Origin of the sequence: Ferroplasma sp., from assembly GCF_037442045.1 — an archaeon.
In the GTDB taxonomy this organism is placed as follows: domain Archaea; phylum Thermoplasmatota; class Thermoplasmata; order Thermoplasmatales; family Thermoplasmataceae; genus Ferroplasma.
The window spans coordinates 1-26760 of record NZ_JBBIRC010000016.1; the positions used below are offsets into that span (position 1 = coordinate 1).

The 26760-nt window shown below is 34.0% G+C and carries 24 protein-coding genes and 1 tRNA gene; 8 read left to right on the forward strand and 17 right to left on the reverse strand.

Going from position 1 to position 26760, the window contains the following annotated elements:
• Nucleotides 1-136 precede the first annotated feature (136 nt).
• The gene (tgtA, locus tag WKI77_RS03410) at nucleotides 137-2014 is read left to right on the forward strand and encodes a tRNA guanosine(15) transglycosylase TgtA (RefSeq protein WP_337860426.1); all 1878 of its coding nucleotides are present in this window, start codon (nucleotides 137-139) and stop codon (nucleotides 2012-2014) included.
• Here tgtA and WKI77_RS03415 read toward each other — a convergent pair whose 3' ends face one another.
• Entirely contained in the window at nucleotides 2015-2650 is a 636-nt protein-coding gene (locus tag WKI77_RS03415) for a GNAT family N-acetyltransferase (protein WP_337860427.1), read from the reverse strand. It abuts the gene before it with no gap.
• 143 nt (nucleotides 2651-2793) lie between these two features.
• Between WKI77_RS03415 and WKI77_RS03420 the strand changes: the two genes are divergently transcribed.
• The 3 genes from WKI77_RS03420 (at nucleotide 2794) to WKI77_RS03430 (ending at nucleotide 4916) form a co-directional block, all read left to right on the forward strand.
• Nucleotides 2794-3300 (forward strand): magnesium-dependent phosphatase-1, encoded by a 507-nt coding sequence (locus WKI77_RS03420; RefSeq protein WP_337860428.1) that lies wholly within the window; start codon nucleotides 2794-2796, stop codon nucleotides 3298-3300.
• Between the two features lie 62 nt (nucleotides 3301-3362).
• On the forward strand, nucleotides 3363-4010 hold the full coding sequence (locus WKI77_RS03425) for a hypothetical protein (RefSeq protein WP_337860429.1): 648 nt from the start codon (nucleotides 3363-3365) through the stop codon (nucleotides 4008-4010).
• A gap of 6 nt (nucleotides 4011-4016) precedes the next feature.
• A complete protein-coding gene (locus tag WKI77_RS03430; RefSeq protein ID WP_337860430.1) occupies nucleotides 4017-4916 on the forward strand; it encodes a hypothetical protein in 900 nt (299 codons plus the stop codon).
• 3 nt (nucleotides 4917-4919) lie between these two features.
• Here the strand turns inward: WKI77_RS03430 and WKI77_RS03435 are convergent, their stop codons facing one another.
• From WKI77_RS03435 to WKI77_RS03445, 3 genes are all read right to left on the reverse strand, one after another.
• The gene (locus tag WKI77_RS03435; protein WP_337860431.1) at nucleotides 4920-6335 is read right to left on the reverse strand and encodes an MFS transporter; all 1416 of its coding nucleotides are present in this window, start codon (nucleotides 6333-6335) and stop codon (nucleotides 4920-4922) included.
• Between the two features lie 68 nt (nucleotides 6336-6403).
• On the reverse strand, nucleotides 6404-7291 hold the full coding sequence (locus tag WKI77_RS03440; protein WP_337860432.1) for a DMT family transporter: 888 nt from the start codon (nucleotides 7289-7291) through the stop codon (nucleotides 6404-6406).
• Between the two features lie 132 nt (nucleotides 7292-7423).
• Nucleotides 7424-8566: a geranylgeranyl reductase family protein gene (locus WKI77_RS03445; RefSeq protein ID WP_337860433.1), complete on the reverse strand. Its 1143-nt coding sequence runs from the start codon at nucleotides 8564-8566 to the stop codon at nucleotides 7424-7426.
• A 346-nt stretch (nucleotides 8567-8912) separates the two neighbouring features.
• On the opposite strand from WKI77_RS03445, the gene WKI77_RS03450 reads away from it, so the two are divergent.
• Nucleotides 8913-9620 carry a hypothetical protein gene (locus WKI77_RS03450; RefSeq protein ID WP_337860434.1) on the forward strand — a complete coding sequence of 236 codons (708 nt, stop codon included), beginning with the start codon at nucleotides 8913-8915 and terminating at the stop codon, nucleotides 9618-9620.
• Between the two features lie 57 nt (nucleotides 9621-9677).
• Nucleotides 9678-10646, forward strand: a complete 969-nt coding sequence (locus WKI77_RS03455) for a phosphate uptake regulator PhoU (RefSeq protein ID WP_337860435.1) — start codon at nucleotides 9678-9680, stop codon at nucleotides 10644-10646.
• On the opposite strand, the gene rpiA is transcribed toward WKI77_RS03455, so the two are convergent.
• The 7 genes from rpiA to WKI77_RS03490 all read right to left on the reverse strand — a co-directional run bounded on the left by rpiA (nucleotide 10641) and on the right by WKI77_RS03490 (nucleotide 15482).
• On the reverse strand, nucleotides 10641-11309 hold the full coding sequence (gene rpiA, locus WKI77_RS03460; protein ID WP_337860436.1) for a ribose-5-phosphate isomerase RpiA: 669 nt from the start codon (nucleotides 11307-11309) through the stop codon (nucleotides 10641-10643). The genes WKI77_RS03455 and rpiA overlap by 6 nt on opposite strands.
• A gap of 33 nt (nucleotides 11310-11342) precedes the next feature.
• Entirely contained in the window at nucleotides 11343-12239 is an 897-nt protein-coding gene (locus WKI77_RS03465; protein WP_337860437.1) for a 4-hydroxybenzoate octaprenyltransferase, read from the reverse strand.
• A gap of 80 nt (nucleotides 12240-12319) precedes the next feature.
• Nucleotides 12320-13186 (reverse strand): hypothetical protein, encoded by an 867-nt coding sequence (locus WKI77_RS03470; RefSeq protein ID WP_337860438.1) that lies wholly within the window; start codon nucleotides 13184-13186, stop codon nucleotides 12320-12322.
• 8 nt (nucleotides 13187-13194) lie between these two features.
• Nucleotides 13195-13860 carry a helix-turn-helix domain-containing protein gene (locus WKI77_RS03475; protein WP_337860439.1) on the reverse strand — a complete coding sequence of 222 codons (666 nt, stop codon included), beginning with the start codon at nucleotides 13858-13860 and terminating at the stop codon, nucleotides 13195-13197.
• A gap of 75 nt (nucleotides 13861-13935) precedes the next feature.
• Complete coding sequence (locus tag WKI77_RS03480; RefSeq protein ID WP_337860440.1) at nucleotides 13936-14691, reverse strand: methyltransferase domain-containing protein; 756 nt, start codon at nucleotides 14689-14691, stop codon at nucleotides 13936-13938.
• A gap of 104 nt (nucleotides 14692-14795) precedes the next feature.
• A complete protein-coding gene (locus WKI77_RS03485) occupies nucleotides 14796-15053 on the reverse strand; it encodes a hypothetical protein (protein WP_337860441.1) in 258 nt (85 codons plus the stop codon).
• Nucleotides 15054-15398: 345 nt separating this feature from the next.
• A tRNA-Leu gene (locus WKI77_RS03490) sits at nucleotides 15399-15482 on the reverse strand.
• A gap of 72 nt (nucleotides 15483-15554) precedes the next feature.
• On the opposite strand from WKI77_RS03490, the gene WKI77_RS03495 reads away from it, so the two are divergent.
• Both WKI77_RS03495 and WKI77_RS03500 read left to right on the forward strand, forming a co-directional pair.
• On the forward strand, nucleotides 15555-16130 hold the full coding sequence (locus WKI77_RS03495) for an isochorismatase family protein (protein WP_337860442.1): 576 nt from the start codon (nucleotides 15555-15557) through the stop codon (nucleotides 16128-16130).
• 48 nt (nucleotides 16131-16178) lie between these two features.
• On the forward strand, nucleotides 16179-18152 hold the full coding sequence (locus WKI77_RS03500) for an acetate--CoA ligase family protein (protein WP_337860443.1): 1974 nt from the start codon (nucleotides 16179-16181) through the stop codon (nucleotides 18150-18152).
• A 2-nt stretch (nucleotides 18153-18154) separates the two neighbouring features.
• On the opposite strand, the gene WKI77_RS03505 is transcribed toward WKI77_RS03500, so the two are convergent.
• The 6 genes from WKI77_RS03505 to WKI77_RS03530 form a co-directional block, all read right to left on the reverse strand.
• A complete protein-coding gene (locus tag WKI77_RS03505; protein WP_337860444.1) occupies nucleotides 18155-19000 on the reverse strand; it encodes a UbiA-like polyprenyltransferase in 846 nt (281 codons plus the stop codon).
• A 37-nt stretch (nucleotides 19001-19037) separates the two neighbouring features.
• Nucleotides 19038-19817 (reverse strand): ATP/GTP-binding protein, encoded by a 780-nt coding sequence (locus WKI77_RS03510; RefSeq protein ID WP_337860445.1) that lies wholly within the window; start codon nucleotides 19815-19817, stop codon nucleotides 19038-19040.
• Nucleotides 19818-19836: 19 nt separating this feature from the next.
• Nucleotides 19837-23079: a DNA polymerase II large subunit gene (locus WKI77_RS03515; RefSeq protein WP_337860446.1), complete on the reverse strand. Its 3243-nt coding sequence runs from the start codon at nucleotides 23077-23079 to the stop codon at nucleotides 19837-19839.
• Nucleotide 23080: 1 nt separating this feature from the next.
• Nucleotides 23081-23413 carry an SCP2 sterol-binding domain-containing protein gene (locus WKI77_RS03520; RefSeq protein ID WP_337860447.1) on the reverse strand — a complete coding sequence of 111 codons (333 nt, stop codon included), beginning with the start codon at nucleotides 23411-23413 and terminating at the stop codon, nucleotides 23081-23083.
• Nucleotides 23394-25004: a CTP synthase (glutamine hydrolyzing) gene (gene pyrG / locus WKI77_RS03525; protein ID WP_337860448.1), complete on the reverse strand. Its 1611-nt coding sequence runs from the start codon at nucleotides 25002-25004 to the stop codon at nucleotides 23394-23396. The genes WKI77_RS03520 and pyrG overlap by 20 nt, the downstream gene beginning before the upstream one ends.
• Nucleotides 25005-25277: 273 nt before the next feature.
• Nucleotides 25278-26639 carry an MFS transporter gene (locus tag WKI77_RS03530; protein ID WP_337860449.1) on the reverse strand — a complete coding sequence of 454 codons (1362 nt, stop codon included), beginning with the start codon at nucleotides 26637-26639 and terminating at the stop codon, nucleotides 25278-25280.
• Nucleotides 26640-26760 lie beyond the last annotated feature (121 nt).

The window sequence follows — 26760 nt, forward strand, 5'->3', positions numbered from 1 at the left end:
CTGAGTGTGTAAAGTTTCTCCATATGTTATATCAATATTCCCCAATAATATTTAATATTTGCCTTTAACTGCTAAAGCCCTATTTTAAAGAGACGAAATCAACCAATAATTAAATATAATGTAAAAATTAGCCATAATGCAAATGTTTTTCAAGGAAGGGCTTGCACGCATTGGAAAATTTTCAACACCCCATGGTGATATCGAAACTCCTACTGTAATGCCTGTTATAAACCCAAATCTCAATTTCCTCACTGAAGCAGAATTGAGATCAACAGGCGTTCAGGCGGTAATAACAAACAGTTATATTATAAAAAGAACAGCATCTCTTGAGCAGGAAGCACTGAAATCTGGAGTTCATAAATTAATTAATTTTAATGGGCCAATAATGACAGATTCTGGAACATTTCAGAGTTATGTTTATGGTGGTATAGAATATAACAATAAAGAAATAGTCCAGTTCCAGAAAGATATAGGCAGCGATATAATTACAATATTGGATATATTTACAAAACCACAGGATAGCTATAGCCAGGCAAGAGAAGCAGTATACGAGACATATAAGCGATTAAAGGAAGTAAATACCGAAGATGCAATCATAGCCGGGCCAATACAGGGTTCTGTTTATCCTGATCTGAGAATAGAATCGGCAAAACTTATGTCTGAAGCACCATATATTCCTGTAGGCGGTGTAGTTCCGCTTCTTGAATCATATAGATACAGCGATCTTGTGAATATAATAGTAAATTCAAAGCTAAATTCCGATTTTTCAAAGCCCATGCATCTATTTGGCGGTGGCCACCCAATGTTTTTTGCCTTTTCAGTTCTTCTCGGAATCGATGTCTTTGATTCCGCATCATACATTAAATACGCAAAGGACAACAGGGTGCTTTATACGGAGGGTACAAGAAATCTTAAAGAAATAAGGGATTTCCCTGATTGGAGCCCACTTTTTAACAAATATACACCGGTAGAACTAATTAAGGCCGATGAAAAAACAAGATTAAAATTGCTCTCACTTCATAACTTAAAGGCAATTTTCAATGAAATAAATGAAATAAAGGAGAGAATATATGAAAACACGCTTTATCAGTATGTTGAAGAGAAATCAATGGCGCATCCTGCACTTTATAAGGCATATATTGAAATGATGAAGCATGATATAACGCCATTCTGGAATATTTCACTTAAATCCCCGCTTTACTTCTTCAATAAAGAAACCTATAACAATGCATTTATTCAGAGACTAATAAAATTCACTGAAAAATATATAAAAAATGGAAATAAAACAATATTGATAGGAAAGAACGAATGGAATCATGGATTTCCAGTTTCAGACGATATATTAAAAACATACGAAACAACAAATTATAATTTTCTCATAGAATGGAATGATATCTTTATCCCTGTTGAGCTAGAAAATACTTACCCTGTAAGCCAGACGGTTCCTTCAGGAATCACTTATCCCGATTACAGGGATAATTACATAAAATGGCTCAAAACAATAAATGATAACATGTCATTTTATGATTCTTCCATATCTGGCACGGAAAAAATAAGGGATTATAATATTTCCAAAATAAACGAAGTTTTTCATTTTCAATTCAATACAGAAAGTGATCTTTTTAAAAATTCAGACAAAATAGTAAAGTCAAAGGCTACCGGCCATATAAGGAATTTAAAGCGCGGTGAACATATAATAGGAACAATGCGCAATGATGGATTTCTTACTCTTTCCATATATGGGGGAAAACTATTGAACGATATTCTGCCATTTCCAGAATCGCGAGTTATAGTAAGCGATGATAGTGGAGAGTTCAATTCAAAGGGTTTTAATGTGTTTTTTAAATTTGTTGAAGACTGTGATAAAAACATAATATCTGGAAACGAGGTTATGGTAACCAGTGACTCTGGCGAGCTTTACGCTGTGGGGCATGCAACAGTATCAGGAACAGAAATGAAATATTACCATGAAGGAATAGCTGTAAAGGTACACGAGGGCATAAAAAAACTGTAATTATTCCAGAGGAACATCTTCAGGTATATCATCCAAAATACCATTTAATGTCTTATCATTACTGTTTCTATTATATATATGTGTATATATTTCGGCAAGTACGGACTGTATTTTTTTACCATTCACATTTTTTACATTTTTCCTTGAAATTATCATGAGTTTCATTTCCTGAGCTTTATTATTGTTTCTCGGTGGAAGAAAATATTTGAACCCGGTAACAGTTCTGGCACCTGCACGTCTGTAAAATTTTATTCTTGCCACTCTCTGTTTCTTGTTCTCTCCTTCTTCAGGGTTTTCAACTTCAAATATCATGTGGTTAAATGCATCGTTCTCACTTATTTCAAATATTTTTTCCAGAAACACCGATCCTATTCCTTTTCCCCTGTAATCTTTGCTGACAGCTACATAATCAAGGAACAAAAAATCCGTACCGGCAATAGGCCAGATCATTGAAAATACAACAGGTGTATCATTATATTTTGCAATTAGCATCTTTTCATTATTTTCAATAATATTTCTCTTTATATCAGATACGGGCCTTTTTTCACCTTCAGGAAAAGCCTCATCATAAATTTTAATTGCCTGGTTGAATTCATCATCTGTTTTAACCTCATTTATTTTTATTTCATTTAGCATAGGAAAACATCCATTTATGCTATATCTACATTTTGATTATTTTTCAATATTTTTAATCTTTATCCAGTAAAAATCATTCAGTAAATATATTATGTTTGGTATTTTATACGATAAATTTATTTTAATATTGCAATACACAGTTGATGATTAAACCATGGATTCTCGCTATGGATCTGGACGGAACTGTATGGGACCATTTGAATATTTCCGGAGTCAATCCCCCGTATACCAGGCTCGATTCTGGGCACATTAAAAATTCTGATAATGTTGTTATAACAATATTTGCATGTGCAATTGATTTTATAAAATGGGCACATGAAAACGGGGCTATAACCACAACACTGAGCTGGAACAGAAAGGATTACGCTCAGGAGGCTCTTGAAGCATTTGGCATATGTAACCTGTTTGATTACAATTCTACTGACCATACACCGGATAAAGATCAGAGGCTTTTACAATTAATTAATGCACTGAAAGAAAAGGGAATTGATATACCACCTGAACGTGTTGTATATGTGGATGATAGAGATTTGCACATGGACGATATTAGAAAAAATATAGGGACTATAACTTTTATCAATATCTGGAAAACAACTAAAAACTATAAAGAAGCAAAAGAAATAGTAGAGGAGAAAATTATCAAAAGTTAATTTTGTTTCTAATCATTTTTCATAAAACAATTTAAATATTTAATGGTTATATAAATATAAATATGTTAACAGATAGCCCAATGATATGGTTTAAAGGCAATTCAGACCCACAGGAGTCACTGGCAGGGAGTATATGGATTGTTATACATAGCCAGATTTATAATTATGTGCGCTTAAATGAATATATTCTAAGGCAGAATAAAATAAAAAGCGCATTATCTTATATGGATTATATAGGATTTATTATAGACAAAGAAACCTTATCATCACTTTCTTCAATGATCAACAGCAATTTAAGAAGATTAAAAATCAAAAACTTTTATTTTTCACTTATGGAAGACAACGATCCTGTAAAGGCTATCAATTATATGGAAAAAGGGCGACCGCTGGTAATAGGTATTCCATATAATTCTATTAAATCATTTGTGAAATACAGAGTTTTCAAGGATGAAATACCTGAAAATATTAGGTATTACCTCACCATTTTCGTTTATAATGATAAGGTACTTTTAATTCCTGGATTCGAAGGAGTTGAGCTAAAAACAACAATAGTTGATTTTTATGAAAAGAATAAGGATGTTATAATGGCAATGGAAATAAATAGTTTTATGGAGGAAATTGAAAAAATAAAAAATAAGGTCAAAATCATATACGCCAGTGTGCTTTCTAAAACAGGTGAAGAATTGAGGTCCTTGAATGAATATCAGTGATGTTATATGATTAAAATAAAAAATTGCATTACAAAAAAATATGATCAGGGGAACGATAGTATTGAAACATTGAAATCCAGAATGGATGAATTTGTAACAGAAACATATGGAAGTTCAGCTTCTGTGGATTTAAGTTCTATAGAAATCATAGATAAGTTACATGCGTATGTTGATATTTTTTATTCTGAAATTATAGAAAACAATATGCTTGTAAGAAAATTCAGCCATATATTTTATATTACAGGAGAAGAGATTAATGGAAAGGCAACGTTTACAGGGCCTGACAGAAAAACGGCATTGAAATTGCTCGAAGATGCAAAATACAGGACAATCAATGCTGGTGAATTAGAATTAATGAAGATAATTGCACCGAATATTTCTTCAATCGGAGAAATTCAAATGTCTCTCACACCTGTAATGGAAATACTCCGAGAGCTAATTGATAAAAATAGGATGATACTGGTATCCAGCAAAACGAGCGATGCTAAGCGCCTGAAATACTTTAATCAAATAAGTGATCTTAACATCTTTAAATATGAATATAAATATGACGCCTGCATAATTGAGCCCGGGGAAGAATTCAGCAATGAAGCTTCAAATGGAATAGAAAACCTGCTATCATTTGTTATATCGCATAAAATTATTTACATGTCCGAGATTTCATCTGTAAAGCCATATATCAGAACTGCCTATTCATACTATTCAATATGCGAAATTGCAGGAAATCTTATGGAAATCAGTGTTGAACACCTTCTTTCAGAGTATATTAAATTATATGGAAAAGACCCTGATCCACTTAAATTCAAAAACTACATCGGTTCTCTCATTGATTCTAAAGTTTTTATAAAAATAAATGATAAAATAAAAGGGAATGAAAAAATATTTGAGAAAGTTATAAAAATATAAAATTTAGTTTATTGTCTTTGTATATTCCTTTTCTCTGGATATTTCTTCCATAGCTCTTCCTTTTGGCTCCGGCAGGCAGAGTATTGTTATTATCAAACCTGCTACGGAAAAGGCTGCAAGTACTGTCATTAGAACGGAAAGGCCACTTGCTATTATAAACACATCAATGAACGTTCCAATAAACGCCCCTGTTTTTCCTCCTGCAGCTGATATTCCCGATCCAAATCCCCTTGTTGTTACCGGAAAGACCTCTGGCGGGTATACAAATGTTGTAACATTTGGGCCAAACATCATGAAGAAATAACTCATCCCGTATACAAGGAGGAAATAATCTACAAATGAAGGAGTATCAAGTTTCGGGACTAATGCAAGTATTCCATATGAAACAGCAAGCATTATAAAACCGGTCATCTGTATTGGTTTTCTTCCAATCTTATCAAGTGTGAATGTTGCGAGCCAGTATCCCGGCAGTGCTGCAACTGTAAATATAATCGCCGCATATTCTGTTGATTTTATTAAACCTGCAAGCCCAACCTGTGTTACAAGTGTTGCGAATATTCTACCGGCCATTATAGAATTTCCATAGAAAGCCCAGTCCATAAGGAACCATGCACCTGCTGTGCCAATCAATGTTATAAGGAATGTTCTGTTTTTGAAAAGTGTGTACCATGGAGCATTTACCTCCTCTTTCTGTTTTGATACTTTAATATCTATGCCTGTATATGATTTCAGGTTTTTTGCGGCCTCTTCAGCATGCCCTTTTGCAACTGTATACCTTGGCGGTTCTGGCATTTTTCTCCTGTAGTATATTACAATTGCTGCAGGTATAGCTCCAACAGAAAGCAGTATCTTCCAGGCATCTGTTAACGGTATAACCTTTGTATTTAACAGGAAAACCAGTGCAAGCAATGATGATACAACAAGTCCTATGCTCTGCATTGAAAGAATGCTACCAACATATTTTCCCCTTGTTTTTATATTTGAATACTCTGCCATGATTACGGAAGATGTTGCGTAATCTCCTCCTATGCCAACACCAAGAAGAAATCTCCATCCCATCAATGCATAGGGATTTTTAAATGAAAGGAAAGCGCTTCCAAGTGCCCCTATAACAAGCAATACCAGTTCAAATCCGTAAACAGCCTTTCTTCCAAGGTGGTCAAGCAGCCTTCCAAATGTTAATGCCCCAACTACAGCGGCTATTAAAGATATTGATCCTATTAAGCCAATCTCAGTCTTTGAAAGATTCCATCCAATCATTGGAAGTATAGCAAGCACTGTTCCTATAATAAATAAATCGTAAGCATCGGTAAAAAATCCCATTCCTGCTGTTAAAAATGTCTTAAAATGGAATTTTCCCGTTGCATTATCCAGTGCCTGATTTACTGTTTCTATATTACCTTCATTTTTATTATCCATATTCTCAAACAAATATACTTTTTATATGTATAAATATTATCAATATAATATATATAGTTATATATATACTATTGAGGCAGCTCCAATGAGTTTTTGGATTCAATATATTTATGCAGTGTTTCTATAAGCATTGCTGCAACTATTACAATACCTCCAATTATTATGCCCGGCGTTGGTATCTCCTTTAAAATAAGAATGGATGCTATAACGGCAAATACTGGCTCACCCACGTAAACAACACCTGCAGCTGTTGGCTCTATATACATAAGTGCTTTTGTGTTAATCAGAATGGCAAAAAAGCTTGCAAAGATCGCAGTGAATATTATTGTAAAAATAACTATCGGATGTAAAAGACCAGACGGATCCCAGCTGAATGGCAAAAATATTAATGAAAGCGCCCCAACCATTAATAACTGGTAAAATGTAAAAACCATGCTGTCCAGAAATTTTGTATATTTGAAAACATATGCTGTTTGCACTGCGTAAAAAATAGCACATATAAATGTAAGTATGTCTCCAAACGTATCCGTTGAATTGAATTTCAAAGATGACATAACAATGAGCCCTATAAATCCAATAGTAACAGCAACAACGTCAATCTTCTTGATCTTTATTTTAAGGTATAGCAGCGAGATTATTGGAAGCAAAACAACATACATGCCTGTAATAAGCCCCGATTGTGACGATGTTGTGTATTTAAGTCCAACTGTTTGTGTGTAATAAGCTATAAAAAGTAGGATTCCTCCAACAACACCAAGAATTATGTTCTTTTTTTCAAGCAACATTTTATTTTTAAATATTATGGGAATCATAAGAACAGCAGAAAGAATAAATCTAAATGAAAGCAGCATAACCGGGCTTATATAATTCAGTGACAATTTCATTATTGGAAAAGTTGCACCCCAAATAATGACAACTGAAATTAAAAGCATAAAATAAAAGATTTTGCCACGCATTAAAGTTCAGTATTTGCTGGTTTATAAATTTGATTGCTATTCAATTCCAATAGTATTTCTGGCATGGAAACAAACTGCTAAAATATCATATGAAAAGATAAAATAAGCCCATCGATAATGACATATATCACTTTATCCACCAAACAGGAAATATTTAATTAGCTGTGGTTTCCTTATTAGTATAGAAAATACAACTTTTGCGGGATAATCTATATCGCCAAGTGAGTTTATTCTTTTAATAATATATTCAGTGTTTATTGCATTATACATTTTATTCAGGAGTTCATCATTTGTGCTTATATTTGAAAAGTATTTCTGTATTTTAGAATCTATATACAGTTCTTTTCCAATCTCATGCTTCCACAGTTTCTGGTATTCTTTCATTGTTTTTTCTGAAAAGTCCGCTTTTTTAAATGCGCGATCTATAGCAGTGTACGCATTTTTGGCCGATATTATTCCTGTGTAGATTCCACCGCCGGACAATGGCTTCACAATTCCTGCAGCATCCCCGAGAAGCATAGACCTGTTTCCATAGGTTTTTTTAAGGTGTTTTATCGGTATTGGCCCTGAATTTATTCCAAGAACCTGTGACCTGTTAAATTTTGCATTGATGTTTTTAAAATATTTTATTGCAGTAACATGGTCTACACCAACTCCTATTCTTGTAATTTCTCCGGATGGAACCGCCCATCCAAAGAAGCCCTTGCTGTTTTCCGAACCTATGAAAACATTAACATCGTCCTGGTCCTCAAGTTTAAATGAAGAGTCAACCTGATATGTTGATATTAGTTTTTGTGGCCTTTCATAGTTAAGTGATGATCGAATTCTGCTGGTTGCCCCATCTGCACCAACTATCACACTGGCTCTTTCATATTTAATTTTGCCATTTTCCCTGTACTTCACCTCGCCAAAACTATCGTTTACCTTCGCATCAAGGACTCTTGAATTTATCCTTGTGTCAGAACCCGCACCAATTGCCATTGCTGAAACATCCTTGTCAAAGTCATCTCTGTACATTACTATTGTTTTATCTCCCTTTGCTATATGTATGCTCTTGCCATTTGGAAAGAAAACATTTGCTCCATGAACTTCATTGACAATAGAATTTGATTTTACATATTTGAAAACTCTTTCGGAAACCAAGCCAGTGCATTCAACAGGCTTTCCTATTTCCTTATGTTCTTCCAGTTGCAATACCTTATACCCATTTTTTGAAAGCAAATAGGAAAGATATGACCCTGATGGGCCTGCGCCTGAAACAATAACATCGTACACAGGAAATGATATTAATTTAATATTTATATTATTACTTTGACCAATACATTTTGATCACCGTATAAATTTTTAATATATATTTTTAGTATGCATATGGTCAATAAAATAATTCATTGATCTGGTTTTAATGTATATTTAAAAGCTATATGGCGTGTAGAAACGGCTACAATGACATGAAAAAACATTGATATTATGGGTACACTGAAGAAATAACACTGAGGTACAGGCACATGCAGAGACTCTGGTAATAAATTTATATTTTCTATAATTATTAAACTTAATAAAAATCTAATAATATTCGGGAACACTATAAAATATTTATACCATCATTAACTATAAACCATAAATGAATGCAAGAAAATTTCTTACTGTCCATAATAGAATATTCATACCATTAATTGCTATACTTTATTCTTTAATGGTATTTACGGTATCAATTGTAAATGCCTATTTGTTTTTGCTTATATTTTCTATTCCTGTTGTAATATTCCTTTTAATGCATTTCCTTGGCATGTACAAATTTAAGCCACGTCTTTTTGGTGGCATAGTTATATTGCTGGTAGTCCTTATACTTGCTGCAGGCATATATTCTACATACTTCTATGATCTAAATGGCGTATCCAGTAAGGATGTAAATGGAGTATCCCTTGAAACTGATATTACTCCATTTTCAGGTGTGGGCAATAATTATAATATTACTATTACAACTAATTATACAGGAGCATTGCTCAACAGCTCATTTCTATATATATATTCCAGCCATATATATAATACAACTGTGAAATATACCGCTTTACATCATGTAAGAAAAGATAATGTGACAACTATGTACTATAATACAAAATTGCCATCAGGACTTTACGATATTAATTATACAATTTCAAAGAATATAACAATATCAAGTCCCGGGCCAGTAAATGTTGGGAGATTTACATTCTATGAATTTTACGTTTTTGCTCTGGCTGATGAATACATAGCATCAATAGGCGTGCTTTATGTGATAGGAATAGCTGTCACATACTTTATTGGCAAGAAGAATCTCATAAAGAGATAAATTATATATTTTTAAACTATATAGATATTTATATATAGTTATTTCAAATATATATACATGCAGTCAATTAGGAAAATTCAGCTAACCGGAGGTTCAACATATATAGTTTCATTGCCATCAAAATGGGTAAAAAATAATAATTTGCAGAGAAGCAGTGAGGTAAAAATAGAGGAATCACAAAACAAACTTGTGCTTTACGGGAATACAGATATAAAAACAGAAATAGAAAAACATCTCATACTCAATTCAAAAATGGACTATAAAAGCATTGAAAGGGCACTAATATCACTTTACATTTCAGGTTATGACACACTTACCATAACCAGTTCATATTATATCAGCGATGAAACTAGAGATGCAATAAAGAGATTTTCAAAACTTGTAATAGGCATTGAAATCTTTGAAGAAGATTCTAAAAAAATTGTACTGCAAAACGTTTTAAATTCAAGTTCATATCCGATTTATAATTCGGTGAAGAGAATGTCGCTTAATGTTGAATCAATGATTTTTGATACAACAAAGGGAATAAATGATGCTGATAATGATTTATTGAAAAATGTAATTGAAAGGGATGATGAGATTGATCGCTTTCAGTGGTTCATATACCGTGAAGTGAAAGGCAAAAGCTGCGAAGATGAAAACAGCATTTATTATTTAATTATATCAAGAATACTTGAAAGAATGGCCGACCATACTGTAAATATATGCAAAATATGGCTGGAGAAAAAAAATGTTGAAATTCCATACAAAAAAGTAGTTGAAAACCTTTCATTTTCCCTTGACCTTTTTAAGAGAGCAATGGCACTTTTTTACTCGAAGAAATATAATGGGCTTAACGATATAATATCTTTCAAGAAAACAATAATGGAACAGAAGAAAGAATTGCTGGAGCTTGGAAGAACATCAGATATAGCTACAGTATCATTCTCTTCAGAAGAAATATCAAGAATTGCACTTTACTCTACAGATATTGCAGAACTTGCAATGGATATGGTTCTTTCCATTCAGAAGGAAATAACTTTATAATTTTTTAAAATCTGTTATTTTGGATTGATTATTTTCACCGATTATAATCTTTGTAGCAATACCTTTGAATAATCCAACCTCTACAACTCCGGGAATCATTTTTATTTCTTTTTCAAGTGAAACATCGGTAATGTTAAATTTGCAGTCAAGGATATAATTTCCATTATCACTTTTAAATTTTTTTCTATCCCTGAATGTTGCAGTACATCCAAGTTTTTCAATATTTTTCTTTGTGGCATCTTCCATAAATGGTATAACTTCCACTGGAAGCGGAAATGTATGCAATTTTTCAGAAAATTTGGAATGGTCTGCCATAATATAAACATCTCTGCTGTTGTATGCCACTATTTTTTCACGGACAAGTGCACCACCTCCTCCCTTTACCAGATTTCCATTTATATCAAATTCATCAGCACCATCAAAGTCAATTTCAATACCATCAAGATTATTATCTATTTTTATTCCATATGAACTTGCTAAATCAGCACTCCTCAATGACGTTGGCACACCGGTTATGCCTGTAATTTTCCCTGATCTTACAAGTTCTCCAAGCCCATCAATAAAATATTTTGTTGTTGATCCCGTTCCTATACCTATCTTCATATTGCTGTGTACATATTTTAGTGCTTCAATAGCAGCATTCTTTTTTTCATTTTCATACATATTCATATATCGTTTTTCCATTAATTAATATTATTAAAGCACTGGAAATCCCAGTGCAACATCTATTATTATTCCAAGTGCAAGAACAACAGATGCATAAATATTATAATAAAATGCCCTGCCAAAATTGCCTTTATATGCCAGAAGAAAAGCCGCCAGCATTATTGTTCCATGCAGAGCGGTACTTGCATATGAAATTACATTCAATTTATAAAATATATCACCTGCAAATGCAAGGGAAACCGACAATATTTGATTTAATCCTGCAAATTTCAGGGCTTTATTTCCAAGGAGGGTCGCAAAGCTATGAAGATTGTTCGCTTTATCATACTCCATATCAGGTATATGATTATACAAATCAAAGCCCAGTGCCCAGAATATTGTTGCAAATACAAAAAACCATGGTATATGGAAAATTATGTATAATGGTGAGTGAAAACCTATCACTGCTATGGCACCAGCCATTACAGACAATCCCTGTATTGATGCTATCTGATAATTTGCAAATGAGGTGTACCTTTTCATGTATGGATAACTCATAATAACCAGTGCACCTATTGGAGAAATGGAAAATGCTATAATGTTTATAAAATAAGCTGAAATAAAATATCCAATTAAACCGATTGCTATCAATGAATATGCATTTTTTACAGTTATAACTCCTGTTACTAAAGGCCTTGTTTTTGTTCTTGGATTTTTTGCGTCTATGAAACGGTCGGCTAGATTATCATTTGTCATGCCCGCTATTCTTATAAAAAATAAGGCAAAGAAAATTAATACAAGAATTTTTATGGATGGTATTCTGCGCAGTGCCAGAAATGCACCAAGATAGGCCATGGGCAGGCTAAAAAATGTCTGCTCCATCCTGAGAAATCTCAATATAATGTAAAGTTTGCTTTTTATGTCTTTAGCTCCTCCTGGGTCCCACATCTATCTTTATTTTAAAAATATTAATAAATATTGTTAAAAAACGTTTTAATGCTATGATACATTTATGTAAACATATGCATCTAAAAATAGCGGAGTAAACCCATTTTGCCTCCTCTCAATTTGTAATAATGCATTAAAAATTCGGCCATAATCGAATATTTTTTTCCAGTATGTGCATATGATATTTCAGAATCCCAGGGAACAGTACTTTTTATCCGCATTCCCATACCCTTTAGATTGTCAAGTATCGTTATAAATACCGGTTTAAAGCTATCTTTCTTCCCATTTATGCGATTTCCTGCATATGCACCCTGCCGCATTGATAATTCACCGCATTTTACATTCCAGTCCAGTGCATCGCCGACAGCGTAAACATTTTCATTTACCATTAAATTTTTATTTGTACTTATAAATTTATTAAATATATTCGGTGTACATTCAGGCATTAGGAAATCTGGCTCTATCCCGGTTCTAATCTCAGAAGCTTTCAAAAACTTTTTAACTTCATCTGCAACATTATCTCCAAGCTCCGATAAATAATTGCCACTGTAGCCTGCATGTATGCCGTTTCTATTTAAGTTTAAAATATACTGAATAAGAATGTAATCATCATAACTTTTTTTTGATCCCAAAACCATATTATCATAAAATTTACCATTTTTCATAAAATCGATCTGCCCTTTTCTATTGCAACCGGTTGCAATGATAACTTTTTTGGGGCAATATTCGTTTTTATCTGTAAGCACATAAGGATCATTAAAATCTACTTTCATAATATTTTCATTGATTGATTTTGGCATCCTTATATTGATATCAATAGATTTGGCATGATATACCATATAAGGTTTTGAATCTATAATTGCAACATTTCTTTTATCCTTTATTTGATAATACGCATTTATTCCAGAATAGCCAGATCCAAGGATAATAATATTATAATTTTTCATTTTATTTTCTATTTTTCATTAACCGGCAATTTATTCTTTGAAACCAGTTCAGTATCAAGAAAATATTTTAATGATTTTCTAATAATTAAATCCAGTGTTGTTGGTGGGATATTTAAAGTAGCGGAAAGTTCCAGAAGATTTATACGCTTTGGAACATCGAAAAAGCCAAGATCATATGCTTCCCTTACAATGAAAAGGGATTTTTTATCCACCTTTGTTTTTTTATAAAGATTAATATAAACATCGCTGCCTGTAATATGTTTCAGGTGGGTTGATAGTTCTTTAATCATGTCAACACTGTCCATTGACATGTACCAGATATTTTTGCCATTCTCAATTTTTTCCTCCTTTGTATAATTTGTTTCAGAACCTGAAGTATATTTTTTAAGTATTCCAAGAACTGGGCATTCGTTTGTAGTTAATCTCACTATCAATATATTTCCATTGCTGAATAATGTTTCAACGTTATATACTCCTTTATTCTCTTTTAAAGAAGTTAAAATCTTTTCAAGATCCTTATTTCCATAATAGATTTCGGCTATTTCATAAATAATCCCGTTGTTAATTTCTTTTTTGATAACTCTTGAATTTATGTTAAATTCAGAATATAAGCCACTGAGCGAACAGCCTTCATTTTTTATAGTAAATGTTACATCCATATGCCATCTTTCCACTACACTAATTTATTAGTTCTGTGTAAAATTATATACCGTTGCTTCTATTAAATTTTTCCATGCATAATGCTACTCTCATTTCTCATTTTTAATTCCTGTAATAACCATCCATGACTTTTGAAATGATTTTCCATTCCATTCAATGCCTGAAATAAATTCTTTTCTGGCACTATTTAAATAATCTAATGCCCTTTTCGCCTCTTGTGACTCCTCATTTACTGGATAGATCCACTGCTTAAAGGCCACCTTCTTTCTGTATATTTTATACTTTATATTTATGAATCCAGCATTTGAAAGTATTTTACTCCACTCTTCAACCGATGCAGCATGAACATGAGAATTATCCCTAATTTTCTCCAGTTCGTTAAAATCATCTACAATATTTCTGGGAACGGTCATATCGTCTATACCGATCATTCCATTTTCTTTTAAAACTCTGTAAGCCTCAATCGCAAATTTATTCAAGTCAACAAAATGGTGTGGTGCCCTTCTGCAGGTTACAACATCAAATTTTTTATCTTCAAATGGAAGAGAGTCAATATATCCTTTTACCGGAATGACATTTTTTAAATTATTTGCCTTAGCAAGTTTTTCAGTTTCAGAAAGCATGTTTTCAACCATATCAAGTGCATAAACCTCTCTTATTATCTTTGCCAGTTTTATTGCAGTGAATCCGGCACCAGTGGCTTCATCAAGGCCTATCATATCATTATTCAATGAAAGCATTGCAATAAGAATGTTTAAATCATCATCCTCTGCATGCGAAATACTATTTGCATAGTTTTCAGAATTTCTTGAAAAAAAATCCTTCGTCCTCTCATAATCATCCATTCTGAAATATATAAGGTAAATATTTAAAAATATTTAATAGTACATTTATTTTTAATAGGATAATAAAGCATTATGCCAATTTTATAATATTGGGCAACCCATATTTATTCATCATCGAAACAGTTGCAATGATTTATATTTTCCTGAACTTCTTTTTTTGAGGCTTTTCCAGTTATATTTATTTTTACTGAATTTCCATCTTCCGAAGTACTTATCCTGTTATCGCTGGTAAAATCCGGAGAGCAGCATGAGTTATTTCCAGTGCTGCATTCCTTTATTTTAGCATCTACTTTATCTTTTTTTATGTTGTTCAAAAGAACATCAACATCACCATCCTTTCCAGATACTTTTGCGTTTTCCATTTTTATCAAATATAGATTGCAAATTAATATAAATTGACTATTTTTTGCAATAATAACCGTGTTCGGTTTTTGCAATATTGCATTTTTCACTTATTCTTTTTAAGGTTCTCGATAATATTTCCTGATGAAGTTTGCTTTTATACTTTAGGTCTGTGAATCTTATAATGTTGCTTTCGCAAATTATGTTGCAAACAATATTTTCTCTGCTGTCGGAATTCAGATTTGAACAGTTATTTGTTTCCATAATAATTAATATTAACATCATCTATTTATTGACTTCTTTATCTTTAATAATTAAGCACATATTTCAAAGTTATGATATCTATACTCATTAAAAACATTTTATGCGGAGAGTGGGATTTGAACCCACGAATCCCTGCGGAAATGGACCCTAAATCCATCACCTTTTCCTGTCTCGGCAATCTCCGCATAAACGATATAATAGAATTTTATATATAATTTTTTAAACAAATTAAAAATAGCTGGCAAATATATTGAATTATGATACAACCGGAAGACTCCGTTATAATACTGGCAAATTATAATGCAGACTTTTTTGATAACATTTTCAGCAAAATGGAATTTTTAATGGGTATGGATTATATAAATTCATTTGCCAGCAAGCATAAAATACCGGTAATATTCACTGAAAGAAAATTATATTATCAAATCAAAAACCCTGAAGTTCGGGAATTAAGAAATAGAAAAGAGAGAAATAGAATTAAAAATATTACGCCCAGATCAGATTATGATCAGGGCTTCCTTAAAGAATTTGAAAATAAAATAAAAGTTAAAAATGTTGTAAGTGCGGAAAAGGAAGATATTTTTTATCACAGTGATCTGGCTCAAGAAATAAATAAATTAAATAGAAACACAATACTTCTTGGCGGATTTTTTACCGACAAGGATATATTTATCAGTTCCGCAACTGCGAACATCATGGAATTTAATACATTTGTTGTATCTGATATAACATCAACTTACTCCGAAAGGCTTTATTTTCAGAGTCTTGAAATGATAAGCCAGTTTGTAGACGTTCTGGATACAAGAGACCTTGAAAAATATTTTCCGCCATAACATTTAAGCCTTCAGCAAACATTTTAATCATATCAGTAATAACATATTATGATTGAACAATTATTCAAACCAAAAAGCATTGCTGTTGTTGGCGCTTCTTCTGATACTATAAAGGTGGGAAATATACTGTTCAGAAATATCACATCATCATTTTCTGGAAAAGTATACCCTGTAAATAATAAAAGTGAAAGCATAGATGGAATTGCTGCATACAAGAATTTAAAGGATATAAAAGAACCTGTTGATCTTGTAGTAATAGCTGTTCCAAGGGATGCTGTTCCTGGAGTGATGAATGATGCAGGTGCAATAAATGCAGGAGCAGCGATAATAATAACATCCGGTTTTAAAGAAACGGATCAGCATGGTGCCGAACTGGAAGAGCAGATAATGTCCATAGCAAAGGCTCATAAAATAAGAGTTCTTGGGCCAAATACAATAGGCATTATAACACCAGAAGTCAATGCAACATTTGCCTTTGCTGATGTTAAAAAGGGAAGGGTAGCCATAGTTGCCCAGAGTGGCGGTCTTGGCGTTTATATGCTTAACTGGGCCCAGCAATCGAACGTTGGAATAAGTTATTTCATCAGCCTGGGCAATCAGGCAGACGTTGATGAAACAGATTCATTTCAGTTTCTTTCTTCTAATGTTGAGACCAGAGCCATATTCTCTTATATTGAAGGAGTATCATCAGGCCAAAAATTCCTATCAACACTGCCAGATATAACAAGGAGAAAACCAATTATATTCCTGAAAGGGGGAATGGGCAAAACCGGTGCAGCTGCTGTTAAAACCCATACTGGAAGTGTTGCAGGTTCAATGGATATCTTCCGTGCTGCTGTCAGAACAGTTGGCGGAATATTTGTTGACAACATTGAAGATATGCTTAATCTTGCAAAAATAGTATTATCTGCTGAACCTATTTCTGAAGATATACTAATAGTAACAAATTCAGGTGGCCACGGTGTACTGACAACTGATGCAATAGACAGGGAAGGATTAAATGAAATAGAACTGCCAGAGAGTGTTAAACATGATTTGTTAAATGTCATACCAGCACAGAGTACACCAAGAAACCCTGTAGATCTTTCAGGCGATGCAGATTATAAAAGATATAACAGTGCTCTTGACATAGTAAAGGACCTTGACTGCACCAAAATAGTTATAGTTCAATCGCTTCCAATGGTTACATGTTCAGATGTTGCCAGGGCAATTATGAATTACAGAGGAAAAGGAGTGATAGGCGTTACAATGGGACTTGATCAGAATTCAGCATCAAAACTTCTTGACTCGGTTTCAATACCCGCTTTTATATTTCCCGAAGATGCTGTAAGGTCAATAAAATATATGGCAAACAGGCCAAACCCTATTAAGAAAATACGCACAATAGAACCAATAAATCAGGCGAAAGAACTTGTAAAGGGCAAAAACTATATAAAAGATTTTGAAGCAATGAAGTTAATGGAAATATATGGAATAAAGACACCCGCTTATGCTATTGCTGAAAATGCACAGGATGCAAAATCAAGGGCTGATGATATTGGTTATCCTCTGGTCATGAAAATTTCTCCTGATACGCCTGTTCATAAAACCGATGTAAAGGGAGTAATAATGAATGTTGAAAAGGATATGGTAGAAAGTTCATTTAATGAACTTAACTATTCAAGGGTAATCATGCAGGCACAGATCACAGGAGCGGAAATATTTGTTGGAGGAATAAACGATCCAGTATTTGGCCCATCAATAGTTGTTGGCATAGGAGGCATATACATGGAGGTAATAAAAAGCCTGAGTTATGGAATATGCCCGGTATCAGAGGACGAAGCTTACCAGATGATAAGGGAAAGCAAAATACTGAGCATGCTTACATCAAGAAACAGGGATTACGATATTAACAGCACTGTCAGAACAATATCAAAAATATCAAACATGCTGATTGATTTAAATATAAAAGAAATGGATATAAATCCCCTGATAGTTAACGAAAAAGGTGCATTTGCCGTTGATGTAAGAATTATTCTTTGAAATCATTTATAGAAGGATATAATCATGCCGGCAAGGAATATAATTCCTATAAACGAATTTGCATTAAAGAATGACATTCTTATAGTCTTTAAGTTTGATGGATTTAATATTAAATGCTGATATATTATTAAAGCGGCTATTGGCACGAGCAAAATATCATAATAAATATTTTTTACTATGAATGCTATAAAAATAAAAAGCCCTATTGTTAATATGTGAAAAACGTATGATATTGCCATTCCAGTTTTGAGTCCATATTTTACATTCAAAGTTTTTAAATTATTCTTTTTGTCATATTCAATATCAGGAATTGTGTATATTATATCAAATCCAGCAATCCAGAACGTCGATAAAAGTATAATAAGATATATTATAAGAGGGGGATATACGGGAGTTATGGCAAGAAAGCCACCAAGCACGCCAAGACCTATTGTAAAACCCATAAAAAGGTGGCGCCACGACGTTACTCTTTTCATAAGAGGATCGGCAATGAAAAATAATATAACAATGGGAGAAAGGATAAATACTGTTATGTTAAGGAAATACGTGGACACTTCAAATATTGCAGCAAGGAGGAAAGTCAATATATACGCATCTTTTAACTTCATTTTGCCTGTAACAAGAGCCCAGTTTTTTTTCCTTGGATTGTTTTCATCATAGGGCATTCCAAGTATCCTGTTTATTGACATGCCGGTTCCCCTTGCACTTGTTGCAGTAATCAATATTATTATATATTTTAAAATAAAGTAATGCCCTCCAGATGCGATTATTGCACCTGCAAAGATAAATGGCAGATCGAATACTGTATGCTCCAGTTTTATGAAATCAGTCACATCCTTAATTTTCACTTGAATTCACCAATTTAAAACTACTAATTAAGAATATTCATTCATCTTTATACATGGTATCTGTATCTTCCCCGCCCTGAAAGAAATCCGACATATCTGTATAAACATCCTCAAAACCGAACAGGTCTTTTGAAGAAACCGGAATTATTTTATTGATAATATCGGAATCTTTTAATGCGCTTACCATATTTAAGAAGTAATCCTTTACAGTATCGGTATTCTCGTTCCTGAATGCATCGTAGAGGAGATCTGGGTTCTCTTCCCAGTCAGATATCTCCTTTACTTTATCTTCTCCGATTAAATCTATTTTGTTTAAAATAAACATCATTGGCACATAAAACCTGGAGTAAACAGAACCATAAAGCATCTTTTCCGATATAAAACCTGAAGGTGTCTGTGAAATCATTGAATCGGCAAGAAAAGCGAGCATGGCCTTTCCCTCTGCTAAAGATTTTACAAGCAATGGGCTGCCAGGACGAAAACTAAATAGTTCTATTTGCCCTGGTGTATCAAAAATAATATAATAATCATCATATAACTCCAACTTGGACTTTATTTTATCAATATTGTCCAGAAGCAGGTCTGCTGCAACAATCTGTGCTCCATTTGGGCCAAGCGAATAGGCTGACATAACTTCATTTAAAGAAATAAATTCTCTTATGTCAATGTCTGGCTCATATGGCAAATATTCTGCACCAGGATCTAAATTTACTATTATTGCATCATAATCATTCTGGATAAGCCAGTCCTTAAACGCGCCACAAAATGTTGATTTTCCGGTTCCGGCTGGTCCTGTAACAAATAATGATCCTATCATGGCTGTTTATTGCCTGAATTTATTTAAATGATTCCAGTGTTGCTTCTTCAACCTTTAAAGGTTCTGAAACATCAAAGGTATTTTCTATAGAATCGATTAGCCTTCTTATCTGGTACTGAAGGTATTCTGGCAGGTGATAATCATCCATGACCTTTTCTGTTTCTTTCAAATATTTCACTACACTACCATAGTGTATTGTTAGTATTATGTTATCAGATCCACATTTCAGGCACTTTCCTGAAAGCGGCACGCGGCGGAATTTTGTATTGCATTTTGTGCATCTGAATTCCTGAGTGAAAAAACTCCTCATATTCCCAAACATATCAGGCAGAAAATGTGATGATATTACTCTTGCTGCAACATCATTTTCATCAACAGCCATTATTTTTGTTGCAAGCCCCAGCTGTTTTTCTATCTTTTCCTGCATGGAACCTATGGTCTTATATGCAGACATCAAAACTCCTTCATTCAGGTTCGACGTATCAAAGGAAAAACCGGAATTTGTATATATTCCCTGATTCTTCATTCTGGACTTCATTGTTACCATAATATTTTCAATTTTTGAAGGCGGAGTTCCCTTTTCAGTTTCTTCATAGAATTCAAGCGGATATTTCCACAGTGTGTCGACATTCATTGCCTCCTTGTCAACCTCTTCTGGATCAAGTATTGCAGTGAGCACCAGTGGTGCATCCATCAATCCCCCTGTTGTTGAAGGAAGAAAATCTCTTGAGAAATCAAGAAGCCCTTCCAGAAGAAGCATTATACTATCCTCATCACCATCACAATTTCTTCTCTTTGCTGCATGGTAAAATGGATGCGCGTAACAACCACTTACCCTGGAAAAACCTACAATTCTGGAAACTATTCCACCGGATGTATGCGGTGCAAGGCCAATTACAATTTCTCCTATGAGATCATTTATATCATGGCATGAATAATATGGCTGCAGGTTATAATACCTTACCAGCATATCATCCACAAAATTTGCAACATTCAATAAATATTTTGCAGAATCCTCAGGTATTATTATATCCTGAGGATATATTTCATTCAATTCTTTATCCGGATAACCAAGATCAATAAGCTGTTCCGATGTAAGGTTAAGTTCACTTTTCTTAAAATGTGTTATGGGTATATCGGACATATCATATCTGCAAGTTCCATCCTTGTTTATGCTTATGCCATGTAGTGTTCTTAAAATGCCTTTTTCCAGTGGCTCAACTGCACTGTCTTTTGACATAAGTTTTTTTACGCCTTTTAACTCTTTAACATCTTCTGGCCTGATGTTTAATCTTGATTCTGCCTTCTCAAGAACTTTGCTTAGATCAATATTCATTTTCTTAATCTTATGCTGGTTATAGGTAACGGAGCCACAATTTTCACATATGGTCAATGGCGTTTCATTCCCACAATTTTTGCATACCCTTAAATTTAATTCTATTGAATATTCAGCTTTATTCTTTGCAGCATTTAATATTGAACGCCTGTTATCCCCGAAATTAAGGATTGGGAATAGTGAATGGACTTTAGGCTTCATTTTTCTGTCACCGGCTTTTTCAGGCCTGCCAAGCCTTGCACCAATACGCACAGGTGATCTGGCTTTTATAATCATTCCTGAAAGCTGGTTTACAGCTTCAAGTGCATTTGATGCATTGTATGTTCCATGTTTTACTATTTTTCCATCTTCTATTGAAAAACCTGTGGATACCAGTAAAGGAAAATACTCATTCAATTCAAGCAATTCATTTTCAGTTTTAAATTCAATCCCAAGCTTAATCAGTATATCTGTTGCAGATTTATCAATGTACAGCTTTTTGTTTTCTATATACGATTTTTCCAGTGCATCTATAAGAAAATTTAATTCTTCAATTGTTATGTCGTGCCAGTAATAATCATATTCTGGATATAATGGTATTTCATATTTCCTTGATATTTCTACTGCTTCGTACTGATCGGGCTTTGTTTCCATATATTTTTTCAATTCTTCAGGAAGGTAATATGACCACCATTCTACAGTAAATGGTGATCTTACAAGATTTTTATTATTTTCCAGAAAATCTCCATAGGCAATTAAAATCTCACCCAGGTCTGTTATTTCCTTTACATCATCCTTTATTTTTTTGGCCTCTTCAATGGTTTTAATTTTTCTGTGTTCACCGCTTTTCAGAAGAACAGTGGGCCCATCAATTGTATCGCACGGTGTTACTGCCGCTGCTTTTCCCGGAAGTTCAACCTTGATCTGCGAACCTATGGCAATAAATTCATCTACAATGTACATTGATACAGGATTAATGGAAGCAGCAGCGAGACCTGAAAGCCTGGATCTGCCATATCTGAGCCTGAATCCTCCCGCCCTATTTGGATATCCAAATACTGGCCTTCCGGCAATTATATCGCGGAGGTATTTCTCTGAATTGTCTCCCTTTTCCTCTTTCTTGTTTTTTCCTATATTTTCAAGAACATCCCATTCCTTCATATTCATAAGGCTGGTATATTTAAGAACTTTCCTGGATTTCTGAATAAGCCCCTCACATAGTACAAGGCACATTCCTCCACGTATGCGGTTTGTTGTTATTCTCTTCATATCCCTGTGCCCGGAAATTTCTACCTCTTCACTCCCTTCACCATCAATCATAACCGGTGAATTGCCTATTACAAGCCTTACTTCTTCCGGTGTAGGTAGATACTGCAAATGTTTTGACCTGTTATAAGCCTGTATTTCTTCTATATAACGCTCGATTTCCTCATCTGTTGCCTTAAAACTGCCTATATTTAACTTTCTTCTAACAATATCGGCCATCAATACGCTGAGTGCTTGAGCTGTGCCGCCTGCGCTTCTTATAGGGCCAGAATAAACAATATCAACATATTCTGTTCCATCATCATTTGAAACTATATTTACTTCTTTTATTCCTTCAAGAGGGGCAACAAGAATCCCCTCTGTAAGTATTGCAAGGCCAACACGAACAGCTTTATCAAGAGCTTCGTGCCTGTCATCTTTAAGCATTTCCGCTACTTTTTTAGATATTTCAAGTGATACTTCTTCTCTGGATTTTGTTTCGCTGAGTTTTCTTATATCTTTTGCTATTCCGGGAATATTTATTAATTTTTCAACTCTCTCTGCCATATCATTGGCTAAAAGTATTTCGACTTGTGTAGAGACATCTTTGCCCAGTGATCTTGCCTCTTCAGCAATCTGATAGCACTCATCTACTTTCTCCTGCAATATTTTATTATATTTGTCAAGGTTGTGGTCTATCATTCTATGCTTTCAGGAGATCGCTCAATAATAACTTATCCATAAGCGATGATTTTATTTTTATCTGCTGTTTCATATATGCATCCATTGCATTAATTTCCTTTGATAAAATTTTGTTGAAAACATCGGAACTGACCGTTACTGTAATATCTGCATCTATTTTTCCTTCCTCCGGCATGCTTATATGTCCGTTTTCTACCTTAAAATAATAAGAATCCTTATCGTCAAATACTATATCTACGCTCTTGGTAATATTTTGCAATTTTTTTGCATATGCCTGATCGCTTGCTATTTTATTATTCATTTTCTTTACTAAATCATTCAGCACTTCTTTCATATATTTTACCTCTTTTTTCTTTTCTGTATTCCAGTGATTTTTTTATGAAATATAAATGTACCTTTGAAGGGTTTAACGGTCTTGATTGAAATTCTGCATGATACTGTGTAGCTATATAGTTATCCCTGCCTTTAAGCTCCAGAATTTCCATTCTTATTTTTTCTTCATCGGTTCCTGAGAATATTGCTCCTGCCTGCTCAAGCCTTTCAATATACTCAGGGTTAACTTCAAATCTGTGTCTGTGCCTTTCACTTATTTTCTCGGAATCATAGAGATCATAGGCTATTGTCCCTTTTTTAATTAAAACGTTTTTTGCTCCAAGCCTCATAGTTCCACCAAGGTCTTTTATGCCTTTCTGCTCCGGCAGTATGTCTATAACAGGATCTGGTGTGTCAGGTTCAAATTCTGTACTGTTTGCCTTTTTTAAATTCAATAAATCCCTTGAAAGCTCTATAACGGATGCTTGAAATCCAAGGCATATGCCAAGGTATGGAACATTATTTTCCCTTGCATACCTTGCTGCAACTATTTTGCCTTCAACGCCACGGTAACCGAAACCACCAGGTATAAGTATACCATCCAGGCCCTCCAGCAATTTTGTGCTTTTAACAAGATCATCAGAATCAATCCATTTGATATTTACTTTAATGCCGGTATTGCCTGTAACATGGGAAAAAGCTTCTTTATGGCTCATATAAGCATCCTGCATATTTACATATTTTCCTATAAGCCCTACGGTAACCTCCGTTGTTGGGTTTTCTATATTTTCCGTGAACTTTTTAAGTGTATAATTCAATTCATGGTCGTCAAAGCTAAATAATTCTCTAATGTATGAAAGTATATTCTGGTCTTTCAGGACTACCGGTACCAGATATACATTTGGCACATTATAAACACTTATTATTCCATTTTCTTCTACATCTGTGAAAAGCGATATTTTCTTTCTAGCATCGTCATTTAACTTATTTTCTGATCTGCAGAACAGTATATCCGGCTGTATTCCTATTGCTCTGAGCTCTTTTACGCTGTGCTGTGTTGGTTTTGTTTTTTGTTCTGATCCCGATTCCGGTATCAGTGTAACATGCCCAAAAATTACAGAATCGTGCCTGTCAGATTTCATCTGCCTCAATGCTTCGAGAAATGGCATGGATTCAATATCTCCCACGGTGCCTCCTACTTCAATAAGTGCTATGTCATAGCCATCTGCTGCTTTTCTTATCCTTGTTTTTATTTCATTTGTAATATGTGGTATTATCTGTACTGTACTTCCAAGATAATCTCCACGCCTTTCTTTTTCTATAACTTCTTTGTATATTTTTCCAGTAGTTATATTATTATCAGATGATAGATTCGTATCCAGGAACCGTTCATAATTTCCCAGGTCCAGGTCAACCTCCCCGCCATCATTCAATACAAAAACTTCTCCGTGCTGATAAGGATTCATTGTTCCTGCGTCGTAATTGATATATGGATCAATTTTTATGTTAGTTACCCTGAACCCGCTGTTTTTTAAAAGATATGATAAACTTGATGTAATTGTACCTTTACCCAACCCAGAAATAACTCCTCCTGTTATTACAATATAATGCATTATTCTATAGTAAAAATCGTTTAATAAATCTTTTCATTGATATATACAGCAATAATTCAATAAATTGTATAATTATTATCTTTCTTTCCAATATCTGTTTATTATATGGCAAAAAAACATAATAATATGGGATAATAAACAAAATGCATAAAAATAGTATAGAATTAGAGCATATACTTGAGCCTGCCGGGCAAATATTAAAAAAATAAAAATTAATTTATCCGTTCATTACTTATAGATAAAATAATTAAGAAACTGGAGCATATATTCATATTATTCAGATATATCTTCCAGATTCCTCCTTGATACCTTTGTTCCGCCAATAAGCACAAGTATTCCTGCTATTAATCCTGTTACGCCAATAAAGGTAAACCCGAATGCCCAGGAATATGTTGCAACAAGCACCGGCAGTAATATGGCACCAAGCGCCCCTCCGCCATGGCCTATTCCATCAGTTAAACCAAACCCTGAGCTTCTGGCCCTTGTTGGATAGTTCTCAGCTGTGAACGTGTATGCAACCTGTAAATACATGCCAAGGCCAAGAGCAGCAAGAAAAGATCCAAAATAAAGTAAATCTGTGATTTTGGTGGCCATCGATAACATACCTAAAAACCAGACAACTGTTGCAGCAAAAATCACATATTTCCTCTCGTATTTATCCGCGGTATACATCATTATTAAAGCTCCAGCAGGGTATCCTATAATTGCACCCACTGCAATATACAGAATAGAAGCAGCAACGCTGAATCCTATTCCTTCAAGCAGAGATGCGGCATCTCCAAGAAAAGCATAATTCCCAATGTACCAGAAAAACCATACAGCTACCAGCAATACCATTCTTTTAGAATATGGCTTTTTGAATAAGTATAAAGTTGGGAATTTTGGCTCTTCAACAACCACATTCTCAGGATGCGGCTCTGGCAAAGTTCCAACTTTTTTTCTGGCATTGGCTTCCATCATCTCCAAAACCCTTTCTGCTTTTGGTATATTATTCCCTCTTGTAGCAAGCCATCTTGGAGATTCAGGAAGTTCGGCCCTTAGAAATACAGCAATGAACGCTATTATTGCCCCTATTCCAAATAACCAGCGCCATCCAGTTGTGAACGCAGGAACCAGAAAATATCCTATAAAAGGTGTTACTGCCTGGCCAAATATGCCAATAAGGAATGTGAATACGGTGATTTTTCCTCTTACAGCCACTGGAGCGAATTCTGTTATATATATTGAAACCAGATTAAGGTCTGCTCCAAGGCCTATACCGGTTATAAATCTAAATATTGCCAGTTCAGGGACATTCATGGATAAAGCATCGCCAAGTGATCCAATTGCAGTAAGTGCCATTGTTAAAATCATTGATCTGTATCTGCCAAATATATCGGCAAGGCTTCCTATTGCATAAGAACCTATAGCATAACCAATAAGGCCAACTGAAAGAGCTATAAACAGGATAATGGAACCATGCAGGTTAAACTGCTGATCAATTGCTGGCATTGCCAGCCCTATATCAGATATATCATAGAAAGTAAAAAAATATCCTAGCCCTATTATTCCCAGAAAAGCTGTGGGCAGGGACCAGACTGGAATTCTATTCTCCCTGGCTATGATATCTTTAGCTTTGTCGAGATTTTCTACCATAAAGCAAAATCACAATTCTATATAATAATGTTATTATTGTGTAACTAATACTTAATAAGATTTTCTTAAATTACTTCAATTAATATTTAATCTTAACTATCAAAACTTAATACAATATGTA

Excerpts from the sequence above, each read along its gene's own strand:
- tgtA (WP_337860426.1), top strand. The coding sequence starts at position 137 with ATGCAAATGTTTTTCAAGGAAGGGCTTGCACGCATTGGAAAATTTTCA.
- WKI77_RS03415 (WP_337860427.1), bottom strand. The coding sequence starts at position 2,650 with ATGCTAAATGAAATAAAAATAAATGAGGTTAAAACAGATGATGAATTC.
- WKI77_RS03420 (WP_337860428.1), top strand. The coding sequence starts at position 2,794 with ATGATTAAACCATGGATTCTCGCTATGGATCTGGACGGAACTGTATGG.
- WKI77_RS03425 (WP_337860429.1), top strand. The coding sequence starts at position 3,363 with ATGTTAACAGATAGCCCAATGATATGGTTTAAAGGCAATTCAGACCCA.
- WKI77_RS03430 (WP_337860430.1), top strand. The coding sequence starts at position 4,017 with ATGATTAAAATAAAAAATTGCATTACAAAAAAATATGATCAGGGGAAC.
- WKI77_RS03435 (WP_337860431.1), bottom strand. The coding sequence starts at position 6,335 with ATGGATAATAAAAATGAAGGTAATATAGAAACAGTAAATCAGGCACTG.
- WKI77_RS03440 (WP_337860432.1), bottom strand. The coding sequence starts at position 7,291 with ATGCGTGGCAAAATCTTTTATTTTATGCTTTTAATTTCAGTTGTCATT.
- WKI77_RS03450 (WP_337860434.1), top strand. The coding sequence starts at position 8,913 with ATGAATGCAAGAAAATTTCTTACTGTCCATAATAGAATATTCATACCA.
- WKI77_RS03455 (WP_337860435.1), top strand. The coding sequence starts at position 9,678 with ATGCAGTCAATTAGGAAAATTCAGCTAACCGGAGGTTCAACATATATA.
- rpiA (WP_337860436.1), bottom strand. The coding sequence starts at position 11,309 with ATGTATGAAAATGAAAAAAAGAATGCTGCTATTGAAGCACTAAAATAT.
- WKI77_RS03465 (WP_337860437.1), bottom strand. The coding sequence starts at position 12,239 with ATGTGGGACCCAGGAGGAGCTAAAGACATAAAAAGCAAACTTTACATT.
- WKI77_RS03470 (WP_337860438.1), bottom strand. The coding sequence starts at position 13,186 with ATGAAAAATTATAATATTATTATCCTTGGATCTGGCTATTCTGGAATA.
- WKI77_RS03480 (WP_337860440.1), bottom strand. The coding sequence starts at position 14,691 with ATGGATGATTATGAGAGGACGAAGGATTTTTTTTCAAGAAATTCTGAA.
- WKI77_RS03485 (WP_337860441.1), bottom strand. The coding sequence starts at position 15,053 with ATGGAAAACGCAAAAGTATCTGGAAAGGATGGTGATGTTGATGTTCTT.
- WKI77_RS03495 (WP_337860442.1), top strand. The coding sequence starts at position 15,555 with ATGATACAACCGGAAGACTCCGTTATAATACTGGCAAATTATAATGCA.
- WKI77_RS03500 (WP_337860443.1), top strand. The coding sequence starts at position 16,179 with ATGATTGAACAATTATTCAAACCAAAAAGCATTGCTGTTGTTGGCGCT.
- WKI77_RS03510 (WP_337860445.1), bottom strand. The coding sequence starts at position 19,817 with ATGATAGGATCATTATTTGTTACAGGACCAGCCGGAACCGGAAAATCA.
- WKI77_RS03515 (WP_337860446.1), bottom strand. The coding sequence starts at position 23,079 with ATGATAGACCACAACCTTGACAAATATAATAAAATATTGCAGGAGAAA.
- WKI77_RS03520 (WP_337860447.1), bottom strand. The coding sequence starts at position 23,413 with ATGAAAGAAGTGCTGAATGATTTAGTAAAGAAAATGAATAATAAAATA.
- pyrG (WP_337860448.1), bottom strand. The coding sequence starts at position 25,004 with ATGCATTATATTGTAATAACAGGAGGAGTTATTTCTGGGTTGGGTAAA.
- WKI77_RS03530 (WP_337860449.1), bottom strand. The coding sequence starts at position 26,639 with ATGGTAGAAAATCTCGACAAAGCTAAAGATATCATAGCCAGGGAGAAT.